This is a genomic window from Haloferax namakaokahaiae, assembly GCF_042663225.1.
Taxonomy (GTDB): domain Archaea; phylum Halobacteriota; class Halobacteria; order Halobacteriales; family Haloferacaceae; genus Haloferax; species Haloferax namakaokahaiae.
On sequence record NZ_JBHTAA010000002.1, the window covers coordinates 50800 to 72818 of the forward strand.

General features: G+C 59.8%; 18 protein-coding genes and 1 pseudogene. 10 read left to right on the top strand and 9 right to left on the bottom strand.

The genetic code is table 11. The features are described from left to right. Positions 1 to 130 precede the first annotated feature (130 nt). A complete protein-coding gene (locus ACFQJC_RS06070; RefSeq protein ID WP_390222388.1) occupies positions 131 to 892 on the bottom strand; it encodes an IclR family transcriptional regulator in 762 nt (253 codons plus the stop codon). Between the two features lie 822 nt (positions 893 to 1714). Beyond that, entirely contained in the window at positions 1715 to 2440 is a 726-nt protein-coding gene (locus ACFQJC_RS06075; RefSeq protein WP_390222389.1) for an SDR family NAD(P)-dependent oxidoreductase, read from the bottom strand. A 123-nt stretch (positions 2441 to 2563) separates the two neighbouring features. Between ACFQJC_RS06075 and ACFQJC_RS06080 the strand changes: the two genes are divergently transcribed. Then, on the top strand, positions 2564 to 3517 hold the full coding sequence (locus ACFQJC_RS06080; RefSeq protein WP_390222390.1) for a TIGR03560 family F420-dependent LLM class oxidoreductase: 954 nt from the start codon (positions 2564 to 2566) through the stop codon (positions 3515 to 3517). Between the two features lie 93 nt (positions 3518 to 3610). Next, positions 3611 to 4435 (top strand): polysaccharide deacetylase family protein, encoded by an 825-nt coding sequence (locus ACFQJC_RS06085; protein WP_390222391.1) that lies wholly within the window; start codon positions 3611 to 3613, stop codon positions 4433 to 4435. A 28-nt stretch (positions 4436 to 4463) separates the two neighbouring features. On the opposite strand, the gene ACFQJC_RS06090 is transcribed toward ACFQJC_RS06085, so the two are convergent. From ACFQJC_RS06090 to ACFQJC_RS06105, 4 genes are all read right to left on the bottom strand, one after another. Continuing rightward, on the bottom strand, positions 4464 to 6869 hold the full coding sequence (locus tag ACFQJC_RS06090; RefSeq protein ID WP_390222392.1) for a dipeptide ABC transporter ATP-binding protein: 2406 nt from the start codon (positions 6867 to 6869) through the stop codon (positions 4464 to 4466). Between the two features lie 177 nt (positions 6870 to 7046). After that, positions 7047 to 8036 carry an ABC transporter permease gene (locus ACFQJC_RS06095; RefSeq protein ID WP_390222393.1) on the bottom strand — a complete coding sequence of 330 codons (990 nt, stop codon included), beginning with the start codon at positions 8034 to 8036 and terminating at the stop codon, positions 7047 to 7049. After that, on the bottom strand, positions 8020 to 9027 hold the full coding sequence (locus tag ACFQJC_RS06100; RefSeq protein WP_390222394.1) for an ABC transporter permease: 1008 nt from the start codon (positions 9025 to 9027) through the stop codon (positions 8020 to 8022). The genes ACFQJC_RS06095 and ACFQJC_RS06100 overlap by 17 nt, the downstream gene beginning before the upstream one ends. A gap of 59 nt (positions 9028 to 9086) precedes the next feature. Continuing rightward, a complete protein-coding gene (locus ACFQJC_RS06105) occupies positions 9087 to 10727 on the bottom strand; it encodes an ABC transporter substrate-binding protein (RefSeq protein ID WP_390222395.1) in 1641 nt (546 codons plus the stop codon). 156 nt (positions 10728 to 10883) lie between these two features. Between ACFQJC_RS06105 and ACFQJC_RS06110 the strand changes: the two genes are divergently transcribed. Next, a complete protein-coding gene (locus ACFQJC_RS06110; protein WP_390222689.1) occupies positions 10884 to 11588 on the top strand; it encodes a creatininase family protein in 705 nt (234 codons plus the stop codon). Between the two features lie 100 nt (positions 11589 to 11688). On the opposite strand, the gene ACFQJC_RS06115 is transcribed toward ACFQJC_RS06110, so the two are convergent. Then, the gene (locus ACFQJC_RS06115) at positions 11689 to 13101 is read right to left on the bottom strand and encodes an amidohydrolase (RefSeq protein ID WP_390222396.1); all 1413 of its coding nucleotides are present in this window, start codon (positions 13099 to 13101) and stop codon (positions 11689 to 11691) included. 417 nt (positions 13102 to 13518) lie between these two features. Here ACFQJC_RS06115 and ACFQJC_RS06120 point away from each other — a divergent pair, with 417 nt between their 5' ends. Together ACFQJC_RS06120 and ACFQJC_RS06125 are read left to right on the top strand one after the other, a co-directional pair. Then, entirely contained in the window at positions 13519 to 14283 is a 765-nt protein-coding gene (locus ACFQJC_RS06120) for an IclR family transcriptional regulator (protein WP_390222397.1), read from the top strand. A gap of 697 nt (positions 14284 to 14980) precedes the next feature. Then, on the top strand, positions 14981 to 15832 hold the full coding sequence (locus ACFQJC_RS06125; RefSeq protein ID WP_390222398.1) for a DUF7847 domain-containing protein: 852 nt from the start codon (positions 14981 to 14983) through the stop codon (positions 15830 to 15832). 23 nt (positions 15833 to 15855) lie between these two features. Here ACFQJC_RS06125 and ACFQJC_RS06130 read toward each other — a convergent pair whose 3' ends face one another. Both ACFQJC_RS06130 and ACFQJC_RS06135 read right to left on the bottom strand, forming a co-directional pair. After that, the gene (locus ACFQJC_RS06130) at positions 15856 to 17634 is read right to left on the bottom strand and encodes an acyl-CoA dehydrogenase family protein (protein WP_390222399.1); all 1779 of its coding nucleotides are present in this window, start codon (positions 17632 to 17634) and stop codon (positions 15856 to 15858) included. An 81-nt stretch (positions 17635 to 17715) separates the two neighbouring features. Then, positions 17716 to 18144: a Tfx family DNA-binding protein gene (locus ACFQJC_RS06135; RefSeq protein ID WP_390222400.1), complete on the bottom strand. Its 429-nt coding sequence runs from the start codon at positions 18142 to 18144 to the stop codon at positions 17716 to 17718. 61 nt (positions 18145 to 18205) lie between these two features. On the opposite strand from ACFQJC_RS06135, the gene ACFQJC_RS06140 reads away from it, so the two are divergent. The 5 genes and pseudogenes from ACFQJC_RS06140 to ACFQJC_RS06155 all read left to right on the top strand — a co-directional run bounded on the left by ACFQJC_RS06140 (position 18206) and on the right by ACFQJC_RS06155 (position 22015). Then, on the top strand, positions 18206 to 19255 hold the full coding sequence (locus tag ACFQJC_RS06140) for an extracellular solute-binding protein (protein WP_390222401.1): 1050 nt from the start codon (positions 18206 to 18208) through the stop codon (positions 19253 to 19255). Between the two features lie 6 nt (positions 19256 to 19261). Next, positions 19262 to 20071, top strand: a complete 810-nt coding sequence (locus ACFQJC_RS06145) for an ABC transporter permease (RefSeq protein WP_390222402.1) — start codon at positions 19262 to 19264, stop codon at positions 20069 to 20071. Next, a pseudogene (locus ACFQJC_RS18220) lies at positions 20068 to 20530 on the top strand (ATP-binding cassette domain-containing protein); the annotation flags it as partial. The gene ACFQJC_RS06145 and the pseudogene ACFQJC_RS18220, both read left to right, overlap by 4 nt. A gap of 332 nt (positions 20531 to 20862) precedes the next feature. Beyond that, positions 20863 to 21117: a TOBE domain-containing protein gene (locus ACFQJC_RS18225; protein WP_417376873.1), complete on the top strand. Its 255-nt coding sequence runs from the start codon at positions 20863 to 20865 to the stop codon at positions 21115 to 21117. 253 nt (positions 21118 to 21370) lie between these two features. Next, a complete protein-coding gene (locus ACFQJC_RS06155) occupies positions 21371 to 22015 on the top strand; it encodes a CoxG family protein (protein ID WP_390222404.1) in 645 nt (214 codons plus the stop codon). Positions 22016 to 22019 lie beyond the last annotated feature (4 nt).

Here is a 22019-nt window from a genome sequence, read left to right on the forward strand (position 1 = left end):
TTTATAACTTTTGACTAGGCTGGACTCTGCTCGTTCGACCGACCTCGTTTCAATTCACAGACACGCTGAAACGGTTGCCAAAGCCCTCCAGAGCGAGTGACGTCTTCGTCCGAATATTTCGAACGAGCTACTACGGCGAGTATTGATAGTTAACAGAGATGATATTTGCGCATTTTTGGACCTCCTGTGCGATACCTTGTCGGAACGCTTCGTCGAGCAGTCGGTCCGTCGGGCAGACGACGCCAACCGACCCGATGACCCGATTTTTCACCTGAATCGGCGCGGCGACGACGCCCATTCCGACGACCTGTTGGTTCAAATCGACACCGAAGCCCTGCTCTCGAATCTGCTCCAGTTCGGCTTTCAGTTCGTCGCTGTCGGTGATGGTGTGTTCGGTGACCGCTTCGAGACCCTTCTCTTCGATGATTCTATCGACCTTCTCCTCGTCGAACCCCGCGAGCATCACTTTTCCAGCCGCGTGGGTGTGAATTGGAATCGAAATTCCCGGATAAATCCCGAGGCTAAGCGACTCGTCGCCTTCCTCCATGTGGAGGACGACGAATCGCCCGGATTCTTCGATGTTGACGCTGACGAGTTCTCCGGTCTTTTCGACCAGTCGTTCGAGTTCGGGCTTTGCGACGTGAAACAGTCGATTTCGGTACTTCATCCGGCCCCCGAGTTCCAGTAACTTGAATCCGAGTCGGTACTGACCGTCGTCGTTGATGACGTACCCCATCGTCCGGAGGGTTCGGAGGTAGTCGTGGACGGTGCTTTTCGGCAGGTCCATCCGCCGAGAAAGCTCTGCGACCCCGATGGACTTCTCCTCCATCAAGAGGTCGATTATCTCGAACGCCCGCTGAATCGTTCTGAGTGGTGGGGTGGTGTCGTTCATTATCGATTACAACGAATCTGGCCCTCAAAAGACTTCGGTTATTTCGGACGGTTGCCGGTTTCGATGTCTAATCGCTCTTTCGTCCCTCGTTCTTTTCCGTTCACTCCACACCTCCGGTAGGCTCGGAGAGAGCCCACGTCTGGGCCCACTCGTACAACCCCGGTGGAGAGACGGAACTTCAGGTTCGAACTTCGACCGCTTCGTTCAGGTGGATGTCTATTGGTGTGACGAACGTACGAATGTAATGGCCCCCGTTCGAGTTACCCGTATCGAGGTCTTTCTACTGAGTACGAACGCCCCAGCACGGGCACTCGTGGCTCGATGCGACTCACTGCGTCGTACCGACTGGTGCACGACCGACCATAGTTGCCGAGACCAAGTCAGATATAACAAAACTTTTGCTATTGATAGATACTATCATTTTCTAATAAATACGAGCTGATTCTGAACTCGTCCGAACGAGGTGCGTAGAAATATCGAGTAAATCAAAATAAATGCTATTCTGTGGGGCAAAGTGGACTATGCTTTTGAAATACTGGTTCTATTTGGTATATAGTGCCACCATATTCACATAATAGTGTCTCACATCCAATAATGGGCATTGAACTGTGATTTGGGGGATTCGATGACTATCGGTGACTAGCTACTCGCTGTGGAAATATTGACTTTAATACACATGTATTCAACATATCATGTTCTAATATATTTAAGAAACCTGTTTGTTGTACTGCCATCTATCGCGCCGCTCGAACTCGACTCGACGCACGAAAAATGCAGAGCAGTCGCAACCGAAGACAGCATTCCTTCAGCGAAACCGAACGCTCATCGAAGCATCGAACCGCCATCGACGGTCAGTACCGTCCCGGTCACGTACGTTGCGTCGAGACAGAGGAACGAGACGACTTCGGCGACTTCCTCGGGTGAGCCGATCCGTTCGAGCGGGAGTTCGTCGGCGTAGTCGGCGAGCGCATCGTCAGTCCACAGGTTCGACTCGGTCAAGAGTGGTGTCTCTATCAACCCCGGTGCGACACAGTTGACGCGGACGGCAGGCCCGAGTTGCTTCGCCAGTCCCTTTGTCAGGCCGAAACTCCCGGCTTTCGACGACGAGTAATGGACGCCGCCCGTTGCGCTTCCACGAAGACCGGCGACGCTGGAAACGTTGACGATGGCCCCGTGGCCCCGTTCGACCATCGCCGGGGCGACGGCGCGAGCGACGACGTACTGTCCTTTGAGATTCACGTCGAGGACTCGGTCCCACTCTTCGGGTTCGAGCTCGTCGAGCGAGACTGCGTGGGAGATGCCCGCGTTGTTCACCAGCGCCGCGATGTCCGCGTCGGCTTCGACGGCGGCGACGGCTTCCGCGACCGCATCCGGGTCTCGAACGTCCACCGTGAACCAGTGAATCGAGTCGTCCTCGAACTCGTCTCCGCTCTCTTCGATGTCGAAACACGCGATGTAGTCGTACTCGTCCCTGAACGCATCGACCACTGCACGACCGATACCGCTGGCAGCGCCAGTCACGACTGCTGCTTGCTGCTGATTCGCCATATCGGTGGCCACGGCGCGGACCATACTACGTGTTTGGGTGGGTGTGGCTACGGCCGGAGCCCGAGGATATCGAACCCTGTGTGCGGTGACAACAGTTTTCATACATCGCTGTGAGTCCTCCGTATGGAGTTCGCAGTCAACGTTCCGACGAGCGCCGGCGATTCCGTTCACTCGCAACTGGCGTTCTGTGACGAGATATCGTGGACCGACCAGGTCGAATTCGCAACGACGATGGAAACTCTCGGGTTCGATGGCATCGCCGTCCCCGACCACGTGATGACCGGGAGCGGCCCGACGACCGAGTGTTTCGTCACCTTGGCCGGAATCGCCCGCGAGACGGAGGATGTCTACCTCTACCCGAAGACGGTGAACAACCACTTCAGAAATCCCGCGTTGCTGGCGAAGCAGGCGGCGACGCTCGATGCAGTGAGCGGCGGCCGACTGAAACTCGGCATGGGTGCCGGGTGGAAAGAGAGCGAAGCGCTCGCGTACGGCTACGACTGGCCAGACGCGCCGACGCGGCTCCGGATGATGGAAGAGGCCATTCGAATCCTCCAGCGACTCTGGACCGAAGACACCGTCACGTTCGACGGGGAGTACTACACACTCGACGAAGCGATGTGCCAACCACATCCGGTTCAGGAGCCTCGTCCACGGATAATGGTCGGTGGCGGTGGTGAGTCCTTCACCCTCCGAATCGCCGCACAGTACGCCGACTCGTGGAACTTCTGGGGACCGCCAGAAGTGATGCAGCACAAACTCGACGTGCTCGAACGCCACTGTGAGGGGTACGGTCGCCCCTTCGACGACATCGAGCGCTCGTGGTTCGCCCGCTGTTTGATCCGCGAAGACGAGGCCGAACTCGACGACCTCCTCGACGAACACTTCCCTCGGTTCAAGCACGAGAACGTCGCCGAGAGCGAGTACCCGTTAGTGGGGACGCCTGAGACGGTTCGAGAGCGATTGGAGACGTTCGAAGAGATGGGATTCGGGGAGGTCGTCGTCGAGTTCGTTGACTTCCCGACTGCGACGAGCGCTGAGTTGTTCGCCGAACACGTCGCGCCGGCGTTTCGCTGACGCGACAGAAGGTATGGCGAACGTCGGTTCGAATCGGTCTGTGGTTTGACTGGTATGGAAACAGCTATCCAGCCCATTTTCGTACTGTGTGGTGTGACACATCATAGCGTTTGCCTCACCTTCGACTTCGATGGCGTCTCGTCGTGGATACACTCCTTCGAGTCACCAGATAGTCCGACGAAACTCTCTCGTGGACTGTTCGGCGTCGATGTCGGCGCACCTCGCGTGTTAGACCTCCTCGACCAGTTCGATGTCGAGAGCACGTGGTTCACACCCGGCCACACGATAGACAGTTTCCCCGAGCGCGCCGAGGAGGTGTGGACCCGCGGCCACGACATCCAACATCACGGATGGTCCCACACCCGCCCCCGACAGTACGAGTCGAAAGCCGCCGAACGGGCCGACATCGAACGCGGTGTCGAGAGCATCGTCGAGTTGACGGGTAACAGACCCACCGGCTATCGGTCGCCCTCGTGGGACTTCTCGTTGCACACGCTCGATATCCTCCGCGAACTCGGCTTCGAGTGGGATTCGAGTCAGATGGCGACGGATTTCGTCCCGTACTACGTCCGCGAAGGGTGGAAAGCACCCGCCGATGGGCCGTTCGAGCGCGGCACCGAGACCGAACTCGTCGAAGTCCCCGTCTCGTGGCACCGTGACGACTTCCCCGCGTTCGCCTTCAACCGAGAACGCGGTTACACTAACGAGCGGGCAATCTTCCGCCAGTGGCGAGAACAGTTCGATTGGATGGTCGAACACGTCGATGGCGGCGTCTTCGTGTTGACCATGCATCCGCAGGTCATCGGGCACGGCCACCGTCTCGACAGGCTCGAATCGTTCATCGAACACGTCGCAGACACGCCGTCGGTCGAGTTCGAGACGGTCGAAGCCGTGGTCGAGCGATTCGATTCGGCCTAAAAAAATTCGGTTCCTTCTTCGACGCTGTTCAGTAGTGGTGACAGGCGACGATTCGGTCGAACTCGCTCGCCGCCGTGAGTTCGGGGTCTTCTCCCGTGCAGATGCTCGGCTCGATGAACGCCGATTTCAACACTGACGACGCATCACGCCACGCCCCGTCGGACGCGAGTGAGAGTGCCTCTTCGATGGCGTCGCCAGCCGCCCCGTTCGGGACGCCGTTCGGGAAGTACGTCGATTCCGCGTCGGGGGTCGTGGTGTCGCGCGACTCTCGCTGGACCGCACGGACGAACCGAACGATACCCTCCCACTGTTCGTCCGCCAGGTCGAACTGACTCGGCGGGACGATGTTCGGACACCGCGTGTGGAATCGGCACCCGGACGGTGGGTGAATCGGTGACGGTACGTCACCCGAGAGGGGAACCGACTCCCGGTCCGTACGCGGGTCCGGGACTGGAATCGACGAGAGGAGCGCCTGCGTGTAGGGGTGTTTCGGCGATTCGAACAGGTCGTCTTTCGCCGCGAGTTCGACGATTTCGCCGAGGTACATCACGGCCACGCGGTCACAGACGTGCCGAATCACGCTCAGGTCGTGACTGATGAACAGGTAGGTAAGCCCGAACTCCTCCTGTAGCTCCTTCATGGTGTTGAGTACCTGCGCTTGCACCGAGGCGTCGAGCGCCGAGGTCGGTTCGTCGCAGACGATGAACTCCGGATCGACAGAGAGCGCCCGTGCGAGGTTGACTCGCTGTCGTTGCCCGCCGGAGAACTGGTGCGGATAGCGGTTGTAGTGGTCGGAGTCGAGACCGACCGTCTCCAAGAGTTCCCGCGCACGCGCTTCTTGCTCGCCCGAGTAGAGGTCGTGGGCCTTCATCGGCTCTTCGACGATTTCGCCGACCGTCATCCGCGGGTCGAGCGACGCTTGGGGGTCTTGGAAGACGAACTGCATCCGTTGTCGCGCGCGACGGAGCGCCTCGTTCGAGAGGTCCGAGAGGTTCGTCCCGTCGAAGACGATGTCTCCGTCGGTCGGTTCGACGAGGTGGAGCAACGTCCGCGCAAGCGTCGATTTGCCACACCCCGACTCGCCGACGAGACCGAGCGTCTCGCCGCGTTGAATCTCGAAGGAGACGCCATCGACTGCGCGGACGTACTCTCTATCGACCGAAACGGGGAACAGACCACCGTCGCGGTCGAACCGAAGTCGGTCGAGGATACCGTCGGTCGCATCGAAGTACTTCCGGAGGTCGGTCACTTCGAGTAGCGTGTCGGCTTCGTCGGGGAGAGCGGCGGTAGCATCACGCCCGCCGTCTGCATTGGGTTGCTCGATGGGCGTGTCTGTGGGTGCCTCTGATTGGCTGTCGTCTGGTCGGTCGCTCAGCGGGTCGCTCTCCCAGTAGTCCACCTCCGTGAACGCGCTGTTCTTGAAACACGCCGCCCGGTGCTGGGATGTTTCATCGACGATTCGGGCGTCCGGGTGTGCCTGTAAGCAGGCTTCTCGTGCGTCCGGACACCGGTTGTGGAAGCGACACCCGGCGGGCGGGTTTATCGCTTCGGGCATGATGCCCTCGATAGGCGACAGGTCGTCCACGTCGCGGTCGGGTCGTGGAATCGACCCGAGGAGTGCCTCTGTGTAGGGGTGTCGCGTCTCGTGGAAGAGGTCGTCAACCGTCGCCTGTTCGACGATTTCGCCGAGGTACATCACGGCCACCCGGTCGCATATCTCTGCGACGACGCCCAAGTCGTGGGTGACCCAGATGAACGACGTATCGTAGCGGTCCGTGAGGTCCTTGACCAAGTCGAGGATTTGCGCTTCGACCGTAACGTCGAGTGCCGTCGTCGGTTCGTCGGCGATGATGAGACTCGGTTCGCACGCGAACGCCATGGCGATGAGGACGCGCTGGCGCATCCCGCCGGAGAACTCGTGGGGGTAGTCGTCCATCCGGCGCTCGGCTTCTGGGATACCGACCTCACGGAGTCGGTCGATTGCGATTGCCCTCGCCTCGGCTCCCGAGACGCCGCGGTTGAGTTGGATAATCTCGCTCAGTTGGTCGCCGATGGTGAAGACGGGATTGAGACTCTCGGTGGGGTCCTGGAAGATCATCGCAATCTCTCGGCCACGGATACGCTCTCGTATCTCCCGACTCGACAGCATCTCCGGGTCACGATGGACGTTCCCGTCGCCTCGTTCGTCTCTCTCGACCCCGACGAGTAACTCATCTTTGAACCTGACTTCGCCGTTGACGATCTCCCCCGGCGAGTCGATGAGTCGCATGATACTCCTCGCGGCGACGCTCTTTCCAGCGCCGCTCTCGCCGACGAGACCGAGTACTTCGCCGCGCTGTACCTCGAACGAGATTCCATCGACGGCCCGCACTGTCCCCGCGTCGGTGCGGAAGTGCGTTTGGAGGTTATCGACGGTGAGTAGCGTATCAGACATGTATCGGAGATTCGTGAGCGTCGTTGGTTGGTGAAGTGAGTGCCTCTGACTGCGTTTCGGGGACGGTTTCAACTCTCGCGGTATCGACAATAGCTATTTCGGTGGCTAACCCGGATGCGCGGAAATCGCGCTCGTCCGGGTTGCGAAGGGCCGTGAGTGTGGTGTTGCAGTGCATCGTCAGTCGTTGGAGCGAGGGTCGATTGCGTCGCGGAGACCGTCTCCCAGCAGGTTGAACCCGATGACCGTCACCAAGATGGCGATACCCGGCCAGAGACTGAACCACGGGTTGACGATCATGTACTGTCGGGAGTGTGCCAGCATCTGTCCCCACGACGGCGTCGGCGGTTGGACGCCGAACCCGAGGAAGGACAGCGAGGCGACGATGAGGATGTTCACGCCCACTTGGAGCGTGGACTGAACGAGCACCGGCGCGAAGCTGTTCGGAATGATGTGCCGGAAGATGATGTGACGGTCGCGCACGCCGGCGGCCTTGGCGGCCTCGACGTACTCCATCTCACGAACGCTCAGCACCTGCGAGCGAATCAGTCGCGTGAACACCGGAATCGTCGTTATCGACACGCCGACGATGGCGATACCGAGTTCGCGGCCGAACGCGGACATGATGGCGATGACGAGGATGAGGAACGGAATCGCGTACAGCGATTCGACGAACCGCTGGAGGACGTCGTCCACCCATCCGCCGTAGTACCCGGAGACGGCACCGACGATGGTGCCGATAGTCATACCGATGCCCGTTGCGAGCAGGCCGACCTGAACGGCGATGCGAGTCCCGTAGACGAGTCTGACGAGCACGTCGCGGCCGCGGTGGTCGGTCCCGAGCGGGTGCGCCCACGTGCCGGTTCCGAACGTGTTCTCGATACCGACCGGCGGAAGCAAGATAGTACTCCCCGCAGGGTCGTTCTCGGGGTGATACCAGAACGTCGCTGCGAACTGGTAGTCGAACAGGTCTGCGTCGATGGTCGTCAACAACGCCACGAGCGTGACGACGCCGATGACGTATAGGCCGGCGCGGGACGCGGAGTTGCGTCGAAGTTGTCGAAGCACCTGCGTCGTCCGCGAGACCGATTCTCTGTGCTCGACTGCCGCGGGTGTCGCAGGCGCCGGTGCCTCGTCGCCCGTGACCGTCGAGTCACTCATCGCCCGCACCTCCGTAGGAGATTCGCGGGTCGATGACGGCGTACAGCACGTCCACGACGAGGACGCCGAGGACGAACATGAGCGCGAAGAATATCGTCGTTCCCATGATGAGTTGGTAGTCCTGTGCGCGGACGGCCGTGATGATGAGGTTCCCCATGCCGTTGATGTTGAAGACGGTCTCTGTGAGCACTGCACCGCCGAGTGCGGTCGTGATTTGAATCCCGATGACGGTGAGCACCGGCAACTGCGCGTTCTTGAACGCCTGCTTGCGCAGAATCGTCCGCTCGGAGATACCGTAGGCCCGTGCCAACTGGACGTAGTCTTTGTTCAGCACTTCGAGCATCGACGAACGCTCGATGCGCGTGATTGCCGCCATCTGTAACGTTCCCAGCGTTATCGAGGGGAGTATCAGGTACTTCGCCGCCGTCACGAGTACGTCTATTCGTGAGGTGGCACCATCGACCGACGCGGGGTCGGCCCACGGCATCACGAGTCCACTCGGTGGGAGTAACCCGCCGTAGTAGGCGAACACGATGATGAGGAGCAACCCAACCCAGAAACTCGGCGTGCTGACGCCGATGAGTGAGGTCACTCGTGCGAGGTGGTCGTACCTGTTGTTGCGGTTCTTCGCGGCGAAGACGCCCAGCGGGATGGCCGCCCCGATTGCGAGCGTGAAACTCGACGTCAGCAGCACCAGCGTCACGGGCAGGCGCTCCAGAATCTTCTCGGTGACTGGCACGTTGCCGTAGTGAATGCTCGTCCCGAAATCACCCGTCGCCACCGCTGCGAGGTACTTGACGTACCGAACGTGCAGCGGTTGGTCGAGTCCGTACTTCGCCCGGGCGGCCTCGATGGCCGCGGCATCGGCACTCGGCCCGACGAGGATACGAACCGGGTCGCCGGGAATCGAGTTGATGAGCACGAACGTGACCGTTACGACGAACAGCAACACGGGGACGATTTGGAGGAGGCGTCGTCCGATGTAACCGGCTGTCGTCATGGCTTGAGTCGATGGGGAGTGAGCATATAACGTTTGTTAACCGGTGGCAACCTTCGGGTTCACCTATCGACCGAGACGTTGTTGTAGCTCGTGACGAGTCGTGGGTTCTGTGGCGAAACCGGGTGCACCTGGAAGTCGTTGACGGACGACTTCACGCCGTAGGAGTTCTTGTAGTTGAACGCCGGGAGGTGGACCTTGTCTTCCAACAGGGTCTGGATTGCCGACTGGTAGAGTTGCTGGCGCTCTGCCCGGTCGGTCGATTCACGAGCACCTTTGATCTGGTCCATGACCTCGTCGTTCTTGTAGTAGACACCCTGGTTGACGCCCTCGGACTCCTCGTGGAAGAGGTTGAACATGAAGTCGTCGGGGTCGGGGTAGCGGACCCACCCGAGGACGTAGATGTTGTAGTCCGAGACGTTCCCGGTGTACGCTCGACTGAGCATCGCACCCCAGTCGAGTCGCTCGACGTGTGCCTCGTAGCCGGCCTCTTTGATGCCGTTGGCGATGGAGAGACCGATGTTTTCGCGGTTGTCGTCCGGCGGGACGATAATCTTCGCATCCCAGTCGGCAGGCACGCCGGCCTCGTCGAAGAGCGATTTCGCCTGCTCGATATCTTTGTCGTTTGGAATGTCCATCCAGTCTTCGAGTGGCATGTCCCACTCTTCGACCATCGGACCGGGCATCGGGCCGTACTGACGGACGCCCGCCGGTTTGATGTAGCGGTCCACCGCGTCGTCCATCGAGAAACTGTAGTCGATAGCCTCGCGGACGCGTTTGTCGGCGGTCGGCCCTTCGTTGCAGTTGAACGCGACGTAGAAGTAGCCGACACTCTCTACCGCCGAGATGCTCGTGTCTGCAGCGTCGTTTACGGAGTCCCACAGTTTCGGTGGAATCGTCTCGATGACGTCCACGTCGCCCGTTTTGAGGTTGGTGACGCGAGTCGTCGATTCGGTAATCGGCGTGAACTCGACGCCCGAGACGTTCGGTTCTTCGCCCCAGTAGTCGTCCCACTTTTCGAGGGTGACGTAGTTGCTCTCTTCCCACTCGACGAACTTGAACGGTCCCGACCCGATGGGTTGGCCCGTGCTAAACGCCTCTGGGTCCGCCTCGCGGACTGCCTTCGGCACGACTTGATGGGTCAAGACGTGCTGGAACATCGCGTACGGGTTCGAGAGGTCGAACTGGACGGTCGTCTCGTCGATGACCTCTGCGGAGTCGATGACGCTGAAGATGCCGTAGAGCGGCGTCTCCTCTTCGATTGGCGCGAGGAACGAGTAGGCGACGTCTTCGGCAGTGACCGGGTCGCCGTTGTGGAACGTCGCGTTATCGACGATTTCGACGATGTATCGCGTGTTGTCTCGCTCGATAGTCGGCATGCTCGCCGCGAGGTTCGGAACCACGTCCGTCCCTTCCCCGTAGGTGTAGAGCTGACTGAACACGCGGTTGGCGACGAGCGCGTCGGGGTTCGATAGCTGCGTGATCGGGTCGAACCGGACCGGGTTCAGCGACTGCCCGATGTTGATGGTCGCACCCGAACTGCCGCCCGTCTCCGTACTGCTGCTGGTCGTCGTTTCTTCGCCGCCGCCTCCACTGGTTGTCGTCTCCGAACCCGAGTCGGATGTACAACCCGCGAGGAGAACGGGTATCGATACACCGGTCGTTTTCAGTAAGTCTCTACGTGAGACATTCTCTCTCAACATTGACGCCGAATGATTTCGGCATTTCTAACTTAGGTGTATGTTTAGCTGCAAATATTTCCTATTCTCTACCATGTTGCCGATTGGCAAACTAATATATATCACAACTGTGGGTATTTTGCTATGGACTCAACGGAGTCACAGTCACTCCTAGCGGAGATGACGTGGCAGGAAGCAGAAATAGCGTTCGACGAGGCCGATTTCGTCGTTTTACCGTGCGGAGCGACCGAGCAACATTCGACACATCTCCCAACGTCGGTCGATACGATTCGTTCCGAGCGATTGACCGCCGAACTCGCCGAGGCCGCCCCCGACTACGGACTCGACCTTCTCGTTCTTCCACCCCTCCCGTACGGCTACTCAGAGCATCACATCAACTACGCAGGGACGATTTCGATTGGGGCCGAAACGTATCAAGAACTCATCATCGACGTCGGGCAGTCGGTCCAACAACATGGTGCCGACCGGTTCCTCGTCGCCAACTTCCACGGCGGTAACATCGAACCCCACAAACTCGCCCTCGATAGGCTGCAACGTGACCACGGACTCGACTCGTACTACGTCCACTGGACCGACTTCGCACGCGACCAATTGGAGGACCGTTTCGGTACCGAATGGGGCCACGCTGGAGAGTACGAGACGAGCGTCATCGAGCACTACTGCCCGGAACTCGTTCACGGTGACCGAAAGACCCCACAGACGATGAAGAACCGCTACGAAGTGCGTCAGTACCGCCACTTCGACGACCTGACCGTCGAGGGGGGACTGGGAGACCCGACTCAGTCCGACCCTTCCTTTTTGTCCACTGTCATCGACGAGACGACCGACCGCATCCTCGAAAATTTGCGTTCGGAACTCGAGTAACCACCGGCATCGACTGCTCTCACCGCGAGTTTGATACCGTCTTTCTACGAGCGACCCACTTCCGACACGAAATTCTTCGTTTCTCGCCCACGTTCGAGCGCTACAGCGTCAAGTGGAACGGTGGTTCTGTGCCTTCCGGGAGTGCCGTCTCGTACTCGTTCGGGACGGTCTCTTCGAACTCGTTTCGAGCCTCGGCCAGTAGGTCGTCGTCGTTACAGAGGTCGAGCGTCGTCGCGGCGAGCACTTTCGCGGCGTACACTGCGGCTTTCGCGCCGAAACTCCCGTTCGACGCGACGGCTTGCCACGTGTGCGATGGCGTTCCAACTGGCCACGATGCCGCCCAGAACTGTGCCGTCGGCGTTATCCAACTCACGTCGCCGACGTCGGTCGAACCGTTGAGCACGGTCCCAACGTCGTACGACGGTTGGGCGTCTGGGTACAACACCGATTGTCGGGCCTCTTCCCGTGGTCCCTCCGGGAGTTGTGCGGTGCGTGCTTCGATAGTCTCCTGAGAGAGCGTCTCCTGCAACTCTGCTGCGAACTCCCGGTCGTCGTCGGTGTACGGTATCGGCCCGGCGAGTCGCATATTCTCCAACAGTTTCTCGGAGAGCGTGTCGTTGGCGACGTAATCGTAACACCCGGTGTGGAACTGCCGTTCGACCGTCGTCTGGGTCATCATGGCGGCACCTTCGGCGACGTCGTCTAGCCAATCGGTGATGCGGTCCACTTCCGCCCGCGTCGGAGCGCGGACGTAGTACCACGCCGTCGCCTCGGCGGGCACGACGTTCGGAGCGCCGCCACCATCCGGAATCGTGTAGTGTATTCGAGCGTCGTCCGAGACGTGCTCTCGCATGAACTCCGCACCCGTGTTCAGCAGCTCGACGGCATCGAGCGCGCTCCGTCCAGATTGTGGGCTGTCAGCGGCGTGGGCCGATTCACCAGTGAAGTTGTACTCCACCGAGTTCATCGCAAGCGTTTGAGCCATGAACGGTGCGCTCAGGTGACTCGGGTGCCACGTGAGGGCGGCGTCGAGGTCGTCGAACGCACCGTCGCGGGCCATGAACACTTTCCCGACGAGTATCTCCTCTGCCGGACACCCGAAGAACGTGACCGTTCCGGTCGCCCGCCCGTCGTCGATGGCCCGTTTCATCGCCAGTGCGGCCCCGACGCCAGCGACACCGAAGAGGTTGTGGCCACACCCGTGGCCTGGGTCTCCACGTTCGACCGGGTCTCTCGTCGCCGAGACTTCCTGCGACAACCCCGGAAGTGCGTCGTACTCACCGAGTATCCCGATGTGTGGTTCGCCGTTCCCGTACGTCGCGCTGAATGCAGTCGGCATTCCGCCGATTCCCTCGGTGATTTCGAATCCGGCGTCTCGGAGCACCGACGACAGCAACTCGGCCGAGGCGGTTTCGTGGAGTCCAAGTTCGGGGTTCTCCCAGAGTTCCCTCGTCAACGAGACGAGTTCTGCGTTCAGCGACTCGACCGTCTCGAAGGTTTCGTCGTGGTTCATTGATTCTCGTGAGACTCGTCTGGTGAATGCGTAATAATTCTTTGGACAGTCTGGACGATTGGATAGTTATTCTGCCCAACGATTTTGGTTTCACGAGCGGCGAATGTCCAAACACCAGTTTCGTTGGTTCGTGACGAGAGACCAGTCTCGCACCCCTGGCGCGCTGAATGCTGTTCGGTACCGACAATTGCACTGGTCAGTACTCCTGCGAGTAGTCCTTCCGGGGTCAGTACTCAGTCGTCAGTGGGTACCGCTCCCCCGTACGCACGTGCGCTCGAAGACAAGTCATCGTACCGTACAGGCGTGTTGTGCTTGTTATTGACAACCAGTGCTGAACTCCGCCTCTCTTTCCTCAATGAAAAAGACACATTCGGCAGAGACGAAAGTACTATGTTGGGTGGTCACAATCTGCAAACAATGGCCGAAAACACGACCGACAGAACGCTCAAAACGACGGTGACGACCCTCAGAATCATCGAATTGCTCAAAGAGCGAGATGGCTCTGGGGTGACTGATATCGCCCGCGAACTCGACATCGCTCCGAGTACGGCACACAATCATTTGAGTACTCTCGAATCGCAGGAATACGCGATTAAAGAGGGTGACGAGTACCATCTCGGTCTTCGCTTTCTCGGGCTTGGCAACTTCGTCCAGACACGTAATCGCCTATTCGGGAAAGCCGAACACTACACCAACGTGCTCGCCGAGGAGTCCGAACGCCGGTCTATCTTCACCGTCGAAGAACACGGCCGTGGAGTCTACATCTACACCGCACCGGGGAAACACGGCGTCTGGACCCAATCGACCGTCGGTAAACGCGTCTATCTCCACTCGACGGCCAGTGGCAAGGCGATTCTCGCCCACATGCCAGAAGAACGGATTCACGAAATCGTCGAGGACATCGGGCTTCCGCGCGAGACTGAACGAACCATCGACGAGCGCGACGACTTGTTCGCAGAACTCGATGCGATCAGAGAACGAGGTTACTCACTCAACGCCGAGGAACAGATAAAAGGCGTCCGCGCGGTCGGCGCACCGGTGATGGGTCCCGATGGAGACGTATTCGGGGCGTTGAGCGTCGCCGGTCCGTCGAACCGAATGAAAGGCGAGCAGTTCGACCACATCACCGAAGTGCTCCTCGGTATCGCCGAAGAACTGGAACTCAGTATTGCGCTCTCCTGATACGTTCACACCGCTTCTTTCGTCCCTCACGCTACTCGGGACGATTTCCGCACGTACCGGTGTTCCATCTCTCGGTCCCGTAGAGAGCACCGCTCTAATCAGGTGTCCTACTGTTCACCTTGACCGTCTCGTTTATTCGGTCCACTGCGGTGGGGTTTACAGATGTACGCCTGTCATGGTTCGCACGTTCCAAGCCATCCACTTCTCAATTGCGACTATGAACGAACCGACTGTCCGCATCCGTGAAATCGTGTGTGCATACTTTCCCATATGGAGTCAGCGACTGAGTTGATGGTGATTTCTCAGAGCAACTCTCCAATTCGAAGAACCCCGCGCTCCGTTCATGCGTGAATATTGGGGCGACTGTAGTGCAAATATTTGGCAATATTGATGGTGGTGAAAACTGAGGGGTTACCGTGACTCTACAGTTGTCCTACAAAACCTCTATTCGTATATTCCTTAGAATTCTTATGCCAAATTGCCATCAAGATTGTATTTCATGGGATATCAACCTGTCTTAGCCTTCTAATTTAGTTGCATCCATAATTCGCTTTGGAAGTTATATCTCCCTCGTATCCGGGAGTTTGGTTGAATTATGGTCGTCAAATATTGCAGAAGGATTGCAATACACATTCTCTTTCCCCCATCATATTTTTCAACCAGTGTATATTTCAACAACTATGATAATTCCGCGTACATGGGAGCCCTCCAAGCCCTCTCGACAGCGGGTGACACGGTGCGCAGAAATCCGGTTCTGTTCGTCGTCGCCGCGGCGTTCAGTCTCCTTCAAATCCCGGGATTAGTCGCACAAACGATCAACCCCCTCCTCGGTAGCATCGTCTCGCTCGTCTTCAGCGGGCTGTTGATATTCATCGTTCCATTCTTCTTCGGCGGCATCATCGGGATGGCGAACGAGGCCATCGGCGGGAGAACCTCCATCGATACGCTCGTAAGCGAGGGGAAGAGCCACTACGTCTCGTTGCTCGTCACGTACTTCGGTCTCCTCCTCTTGAACCTCCTCTTGGGATTCGTCGGCGTCTTCGTGCTGGTCTTCGGCGGGGCGTTCGTACTGTCGTCGTCTTCCCAACCGGGTATCACACCGTTTGCGGTTCTCGGAGTACTCGGTCTCGGCGTCTTTCTCATCTACTTCGTCGTCCTGTTCTTCGTCCAGTTCTTCGGCCACGCAATCGTCATCGACGATTTGCAGGCGGTCGATGGACTCAAACGAAGCGTGTCGGTCGTCCGCCAGAATTTGCTGTCCGCGCTCGGCTATACGATTCTCGTCAGTATCGGTGGGGGAGTGATGGGACTGCTCGGTGCCGCCTATTCGGTTCTCACCACCCCGTCGGTTTCAGAGTCGGCGGCCACCCCGGCAGTCCCCGCGAGCCCGCTCGGCGTTCCATCGGTCGGAATCGTCGGGACGGTCGTCTTCCTCGTCTTATTGGTCGTTCTCAGCGGTCTCTTTGGCGGGTTCTTCGCGGCGTACTCGACTGCGTTCTACCGGTCGATTCGACCCACACAGTCCGCTGGACTGACCGAGTCCATCTGAACAGACCGCTTCGATTGTACACCTCACGTCCATCGTGCTGTCACTGACGCCGGGTCCAGTCGGTCGTAATAGACGACGGTGTCGAAGTACTCCAGCGCGAGCGCCTCGCCGTCGAGAATGCCGCGAGCATCGCTGGTCCCGAACGCGGACTCGATGAAGTGCTTTGCGACGATTACGCTTCGTGCGTCTCCAGCGTCGTCAACCTCGCGCTGGGCGTTCGAGAGCAACAGACTCGCCGTCACAACGTCGAAGACGTACTCCGCGAGCACCTTCGCCTCGTACTGGGCGTACTCGTCGTCTGCGGTCACCAGCGTAGCGAACGCGTCTTTGAGCGAGTCGCACTCGTCGGCGACGAGCGACGACAGCTCGTCGAGAACCGGGTGGTCGATACCGGAGAGCAGTGACTCGACGTGAGCGAACAGCACCTCGTGCGCTGCTTCCTTCTCGAACGTCCGGAGGAGGTCTAACGAGAGGATGTTCGACGTTCCCTCCCAGATGGGTAACACCTGCGCGTCGCGGTAGAGTCTGTGGGTGACGAAATCTCTGACGTAGCCGTTTCCGCCTTGAATCTCCATGGCGTAGGACGCCGTCTCGACTGCCATCCGCGCCGTCCGGTACTTTGCGACCGGTGCCAACACACGCATCAGGCGATACGCGTCGCGGTCGTCGTGGTCGCGTTCGTAGCGGTCGAGCCACTTGCCCGCCTCCATGGCGAACGTGAGCGCCGCATCGAAATCCACCGCCATCTCGAAGAGGTCGCGTCTCATCAGCGGGTACTCCTGAATCGCCTCGCCGAACGCCTCCCGAGTTGCCGCTTTCACCTTGCTCTCAACGAGACAGCGACCCATGATTCCCACTGCGCCGACGGCGTTCGTGATTCGCTCCCAGTTGAGCATCGTCGCCATGTACTTGAACCCGCGTTCCGGTTCGCCGACGAGGTACGCCTCGGCGCCGTGGAACTCGACTTCGCCGGTCGGCACGCTAATCGTCCCGAGTTTGTCCTTCAGTCGGCGGTAGCGTTGGTCGTTGAGTCTCCCGTCTCTGGTCTCGTGGGGGACGAGAAACAGCGATAGCCCTCGGGTTCCCGACGGAGCGTCCGGTCGGCGTGCGAGCGCGAGCGTTCCCTCGGCGTCGATGTTGCTACAGAACCACTTCTCGCCGGTCAGTTCGTACGTTCTGGAATCACCCGGCGACGAGTCTGAATCGACTGGTTCCGCAATCGTCTCGTTCGCACCGACGTCGCTCCCGCCCTGTTCTTCGGTCAGGAACATCGCTCCCTCGGCGAGCGAGTCGTACGAGCGACTGGTGAGTGCCGAGAAGTAATCGTCGAGCGAATCGTCGCTGTCGTGGTTCCGTAAGACGAGCGCCGCGCCCGCGGTCATCGACACCGGGCAGACGAGACCGGTATCGACGTACGAGAGTAACAACTGCATCGTCAGCGTGTGAATCAGGCCGACGGGTTCATCGCGGTCTGCGGGGGGACCGAACGCGTCCGCGACGATACCTGACTCGTAGACGAGACGTTCGTTCTCTTTCTGTGCGGGATGGTATTCGACTTCGTTGCGAACGTCGCCATACTCGTCGTAGGTGTGGAGTATCGGCCCGTGTTCGTCGATGGTGTCGGCGTTGTCGGCGATGACGTCCCCGACGAGTTCGCCGAACGATTCGAGCCGTGGCGTTGCCCATTCGAATTCGTGGTCGGGATAGACTCGACGGGCCTCGGCGCGGAGGGGTGGCGCATGCCGCCAGTAATTGATTCCCCGCCCCGAGTCGAGAGAGGCGTACGTCTTCTTATTTGTCATGTGCCATCACACACCACCGAGGCGTGTAAAGACGACGGGTACTCGAACTCGCTGTCTCACCGCCGAACAGCGACGGGTGCTCTACTCGATTCCGTCTACGTGGACTTCTACCTCTCCATCGTTCGAGAGACCGACTTCGACGTCTCTGTCTAACTTGTTCTGCGTCGTCTCCGACCTGAGGACACCGAAGAGGTGCGTGTACAACTCGGGCCGGCAGTACTGGATTTTCGTCCCCGTCTCGTCGCCGTAGTCGTACACCGTATCGACCAACGTATCGAACGACGTTCCCGCCTCGATAGTAAAGCGGACCGGCGACTTGAGCATTCGAACGAGTTCCAGTGTTTGCCGCGCCTTCTCGATGTTCTCGGCGGCGGCCCGTTCGACGGCGCTCACGTTCGAGTCTGTCGTCCCCAACCTCTCTGCGACTTCTCGTTGCGTAAACCCCTTCTCACGGAGTTCGAGCACCTCTACTTGCCGTTCGGTGAGCACCGTCGCATCGGTCGAAACCATGAAACTAAAACAGATTCGTTTGAGTTAAACTTTTTTCTCAAATACACTACTTCCATGTATGGTGACTCAGCGGCCACGCCCCACTCGACGCACGTTCCTCCGAGGACTCGGTGCGACGAGTCTCCTCGGAACAGCGGGCTGTCTCGGGCGTGGCGCAGTCGGCCGCGAAGGTTCTGCGGGTCGTTCCCCTGACCAACGTTCCGGTGACCACCCCGCGAACGGACGCGACGAGGGTCGATCGATGGAAGTCGCCATTCTCGCTGCCGGGAGTCTCCAACACGCCCTAGAACAGGATTTGAAGCCCGCGATCGACGTCCCAATCGAAATCGAGGCACACGGCTCTGCGACCGTCGCTCGGCTCATCGCTGAGGGAAAGCGCGACCCGGATATCGTGACCGTCGCCGACACTGCGCTGTTCGACGCTCCGCTGTCCCCGCCGTGGTACTCGGAGTTCACGAGCAACGCGCTCGTACTCGGCTACAACCCCGACTCTGACGGCGGCCAGCGAATCGCCGACGCGGGCACGGATGGGTGGTACGAACCGCTCCTCTCCGGCGACGTTCGCCTCGGCCGAACCGACCCGAACCAGGACCCCCTCGGCTATCGAACGCTGTTCGTGCTCGAACTCGCCGCTCGGTACTACGACGTGCCAAACCTCGGCGAGCGAATCCTCAGCCGAGACCAAATCTACCCGGAGACGGCGCTGACGAGCCAGTTCGAAATCGGCAGCATCGACGCCGCCGTCCTGTATCGGAACATGGCGGTCGAACGCGGCTACGACTACGTCACGCTGCCCGACGAACTCAACCTCAGTAACCCGGCCTTCGAAGCGGACTGGTACACGACGGCGTCCTACACGCTGCCGAGCGACCGAACAATCCACGGCGGACTCATCAGTTACGGCTCGACCATCCGGAAGATGAGCGAGGCCGCACTGCGGGTGTTCGCTCGCCACACGACCGGGTCGTATCTCGAAGAGTCCGGGTTCCTGCTGCGCGAATCGTTCCCCGCATACACGGGCGACGTACCCGAAGCGGTTCTCGAAGCGACCGACACCGATAGGTACGAACCGCTGGAGTCGAAGCTCTCCGATATCACACTCCTCCACTGACCACCCATGGCAACCCGCACAACCGACCACACCGGATTCGCACGACAGTTCGACTGGCTCACGCTCTCGCTTCTGCTGGGCGTGTTGCTCCTGTGTTACTACGTCGTCCCCATGGTGTCGCTCTTCGCGTCGGTCCCACCGACTGCAATCGCCAGTAGCCTGGGCGACTCGACGGTCGTGAACGCGGCCGCGACGTCGCTCGTCTCGGCGACGTTGAGCACGCTCATCGCCGCCGCGTTCGGTCTCCCGCTCGCCTATTGGCTCGCTCGGGCTGACACGCCGTGGAAGAGCATCGCGCTCGCACTGGTCGTCCTCCCGTTAGTCCTGCCGCCGACAGTCGGTGGTGTGGTGTTGCTCACGGTGTTCGGGCCGAACACGTTCATCGGGGGGCTTGCGAGCGCCGCCGGGCTACCGCTCACTCGCTCGCTCGCCGGCACGGTCCTGGCACAGACGTTCGTCGCCTCTCCGTTCGTCGTCGTCACGGCGAAAGCCGCCTTCGAGGGTGTGGATAAGACGCTCGAATACGCCTCACAGTCCCTCGGGAAGAGCCGCGCGACGACCCTGCGAAAGGTGACGTTGCCGCTCGCAGGACCGGGCATCCTCGCCGGTGTGACCCTCGCGTTCGCCCGCGCCATGGGTGAGTTCGGCGCGACGATGATGATGGCGTACTACCCGCGCACGCTCCCCGTTCAAATCTGGGTCTCGTTCATCTCGCTCGGGCTGGACAACGCCTACCCCGTCGCCATCATCCTCGTGTGCATCTCCGTGCTCGTCCTCGCCGTGCTCAATACGATTGGGTCGAATCCGTGGACATGACGTTGGAGTTGACCGACGTTCGGAAATCGTACGGCGAGTTCGAACTCGGTCCGCTCTCGCTCACCGTCGAGGACGAAGTGCTCTCGGTGCTCGGTCCCTCCGGGTGTGGAAAGACGACGCTCCTCGGCGCGATTGCGGGAATCGTCCGTCCCGATTCGGGGTCTATCGTCCTCAACGGGCAGTCTATCGTGGACCGACCTCTCGACGCCCGACGCATCGGGTTGGTGTTCCAAGACGGGGCGCTGTTCCCGCACATGACCGCACGAGCGAACATCGAATACGCGGCGACGAGTCCTGACCGCGTCACCGAACTCGCAGAACTGTTCGAAATCGAGGCACTCCTCGACCGCCGACCGGCGGCGCTCTCCGGCGGCGAGAAGCAGCGTGTCGCGCTCGCTCGAACCCTCGCGGCCGACCCGGAACTCCTGTTACTCGACGAACCGCTTTCGAGTCTCGATACGCCTATCCGACGCCGCCTCAGAGACGAACTCCACGACCTGTTTCAGTCGCTCGAAATTCCCGTCATCTACGTCACGCACGACCAGCGCGCTGCGACGGCCCTCGGCGACCGAATCGCCATCCTCAGAGACGGGGCGCTCGAACAGATTGGCACGCCATCGGAGATTCTGAACCGGCCGAAGACGACGTTCGTCGCGCAGTTCACGGGAACCGAAAACGTGTTCGAGACCACCGTGTTCGACACGAGCCCCGACTCGTTTTCGGTCAAACTCGGCGCTGCATCGCTTCGATTCGAGACGGCAGGTGAGGTTGCCGTCGGCGAGACTGTCACCGTGTGCATCAGACCGTCGCGCATCGACCTCCACGCCGCAATCGATTCCGACGACACCGGGAGGTTCTTCACCGGAACCGTCCGGCGATTCATGAACGAAGGCGACGAGTACAGAGTCGTGCTCGCTGTCGGGGATGGCGGTCCCTCGCTCTCGGCGACAGTTCGCTCAGACGTGTTCGAATCACTCGGCCTCGAACCGGGTGACACCGTTCACGGGACGGTCCCACCGAGTGCGGTTCACGTACTCGGAGCGTAGTCGTCGCGCTCGGAGTTCTCCTGTCGCTCAGGGGGCGGGGTGACCGCCCCAAAACTTCTCAGTAGTGTAACAATTTGAGCCCCAGTCCCGCGACGAGAACGACATCTAGTGTTCAATCGTGTGGTTAATTCTACATTTTATGTTAATCATACTTGGTTACTAATAGCTTCAAAAACCGGATATTGCAAACCATTATATTTACTGAGTAAGATGTTCACATGTGGCGTGCTGTCACACGTCGGTGGATGATACAATGGAATTCAGCGGAACATTCGAACTCGAAGAAACGTCTGTTGACGAGGTGTGGCTCGCCCTCTCGGACCCGGTTCTCATCGAACAGTCGCTTCCGGGGTGTCAGTTCCTCGTCCGAGTAGACGACACGAACGTCGATTTCGATGCGCTACGCGAGGAGACTGCCGACCGGGAAGCCGAACTCACCGGCGACCCGGAGGCTATCGCCGAACGTGCGTTCGAAGAAGGCGGTCACTACGCGGCGCTGATGCAGATACGCGTCGGCCCGGTGAATCCGACGTTCGAGACGGTAGTGACGATAGAACACCGGGAGTATCCCGAGATGTCCGCCGTCGGCGAGGGCGCTTCGAGCAACAGTTCGTTCGAACTGTCGTCGGGGATGGTGCTCTCAGAGACGGCAGACGGCGTCGCCGTCGAGTGGGAGACGCAGGCCGACGTGTTCGGCAAGATAGCCCAGATGGGCCAACGGGTCGTCAACCCCGTTGCGAATCGCGTGGTCAAGCGGTTCTTCTCGTCGGTTCAGGACAGACTCCACGAGCGACAGGAGAGCGGTGACGCCCTCACGGTATCGGATGCGAACGAGGACGACCGAGGTCTCATCGACAAGGTGCTCGGCCGTTCGGCGAGCGACTCGAACAACAACTAACGCC

Bases quoted from the DNA above. Each gene is read 5' to 3' on its own strand.
- ACFQJC_RS06070 (WP_390222388.1), bottom strand. From the start codon at position 892: ATGAACGACACCACCCCACCACTCAGAACGATTCAGCGGGCGTTCGAG.
- ACFQJC_RS06075 (WP_390222389.1), bottom strand. From the start codon at position 2,440: ATGGCGAATCAGCAGCAAGCAGCAGTCGTGACTGGCGCTGCCAGCGGT.
- ACFQJC_RS06080 (WP_390222390.1), top strand. From the start codon at position 2,564: ATGGAGTTCGCAGTCAACGTTCCGACGAGCGCCGGCGATTCCGTTCAC.
- ACFQJC_RS06090 (WP_390222392.1), bottom strand. From the start codon at position 6,869: ATGTCTGATACGCTACTCACCGTCGATAACCTCCAAACGCACTTCCGC.
- ACFQJC_RS06100 (WP_390222394.1), bottom strand. From the start codon at position 9,027: ATGACGACAGCCGGTTACATCGGACGACGCCTCCTCCAAATCGTCCCC.
- ACFQJC_RS06105 (WP_390222395.1), bottom strand. From the start codon at position 10,727: ATGTTGAGAGAGAATGTCTCACGTAGAGACTTACTGAAAACGACCGGT.
- ACFQJC_RS06110 (WP_390222689.1), top strand. From the start codon at position 10,884: ATGACGTGGCAGGAAGCAGAAATAGCGTTCGACGAGGCCGATTTCGTC.
- ACFQJC_RS06115 (WP_390222396.1), bottom strand. From the start codon at position 13,101: ATGAACCACGACGAAACCTTCGAGACGGTCGAGTCGCTGAACGCAGAA.
- ACFQJC_RS06120 (WP_390222397.1), top strand. From the start codon at position 13,519: ATGGCCGAAAACACGACCGACAGAACGCTCAAAACGACGGTGACGACC.
- ACFQJC_RS06125 (WP_390222398.1), top strand. From the start codon at position 14,981: ATGGGAGCCCTCCAAGCCCTCTCGACAGCGGGTGACACGGTGCGCAGA.
- ACFQJC_RS06130 (WP_390222399.1), bottom strand. From the start codon at position 17,634: ATGACAAATAAGAAGACGTACGCCTCTCTCGACTCGGGGCGGGGAATC.
- ACFQJC_RS06135 (WP_390222400.1), bottom strand. From the start codon at position 18,144: ATGGTTTCGACCGATGCGACGGTGCTCACCGAACGGCAAGTAGAGGTG.
- ACFQJC_RS06145 (WP_390222402.1), top strand. From the start codon at position 19,262: ATGGCAACCCGCACAACCGACCACACCGGATTCGCACGACAGTTCGAC.
- ACFQJC_RS06155 (WP_390222404.1), top strand. From the start codon at position 21,371: ATGGAATTCAGCGGAACATTCGAACTCGAAGAAACGTCTGTTGACGAG.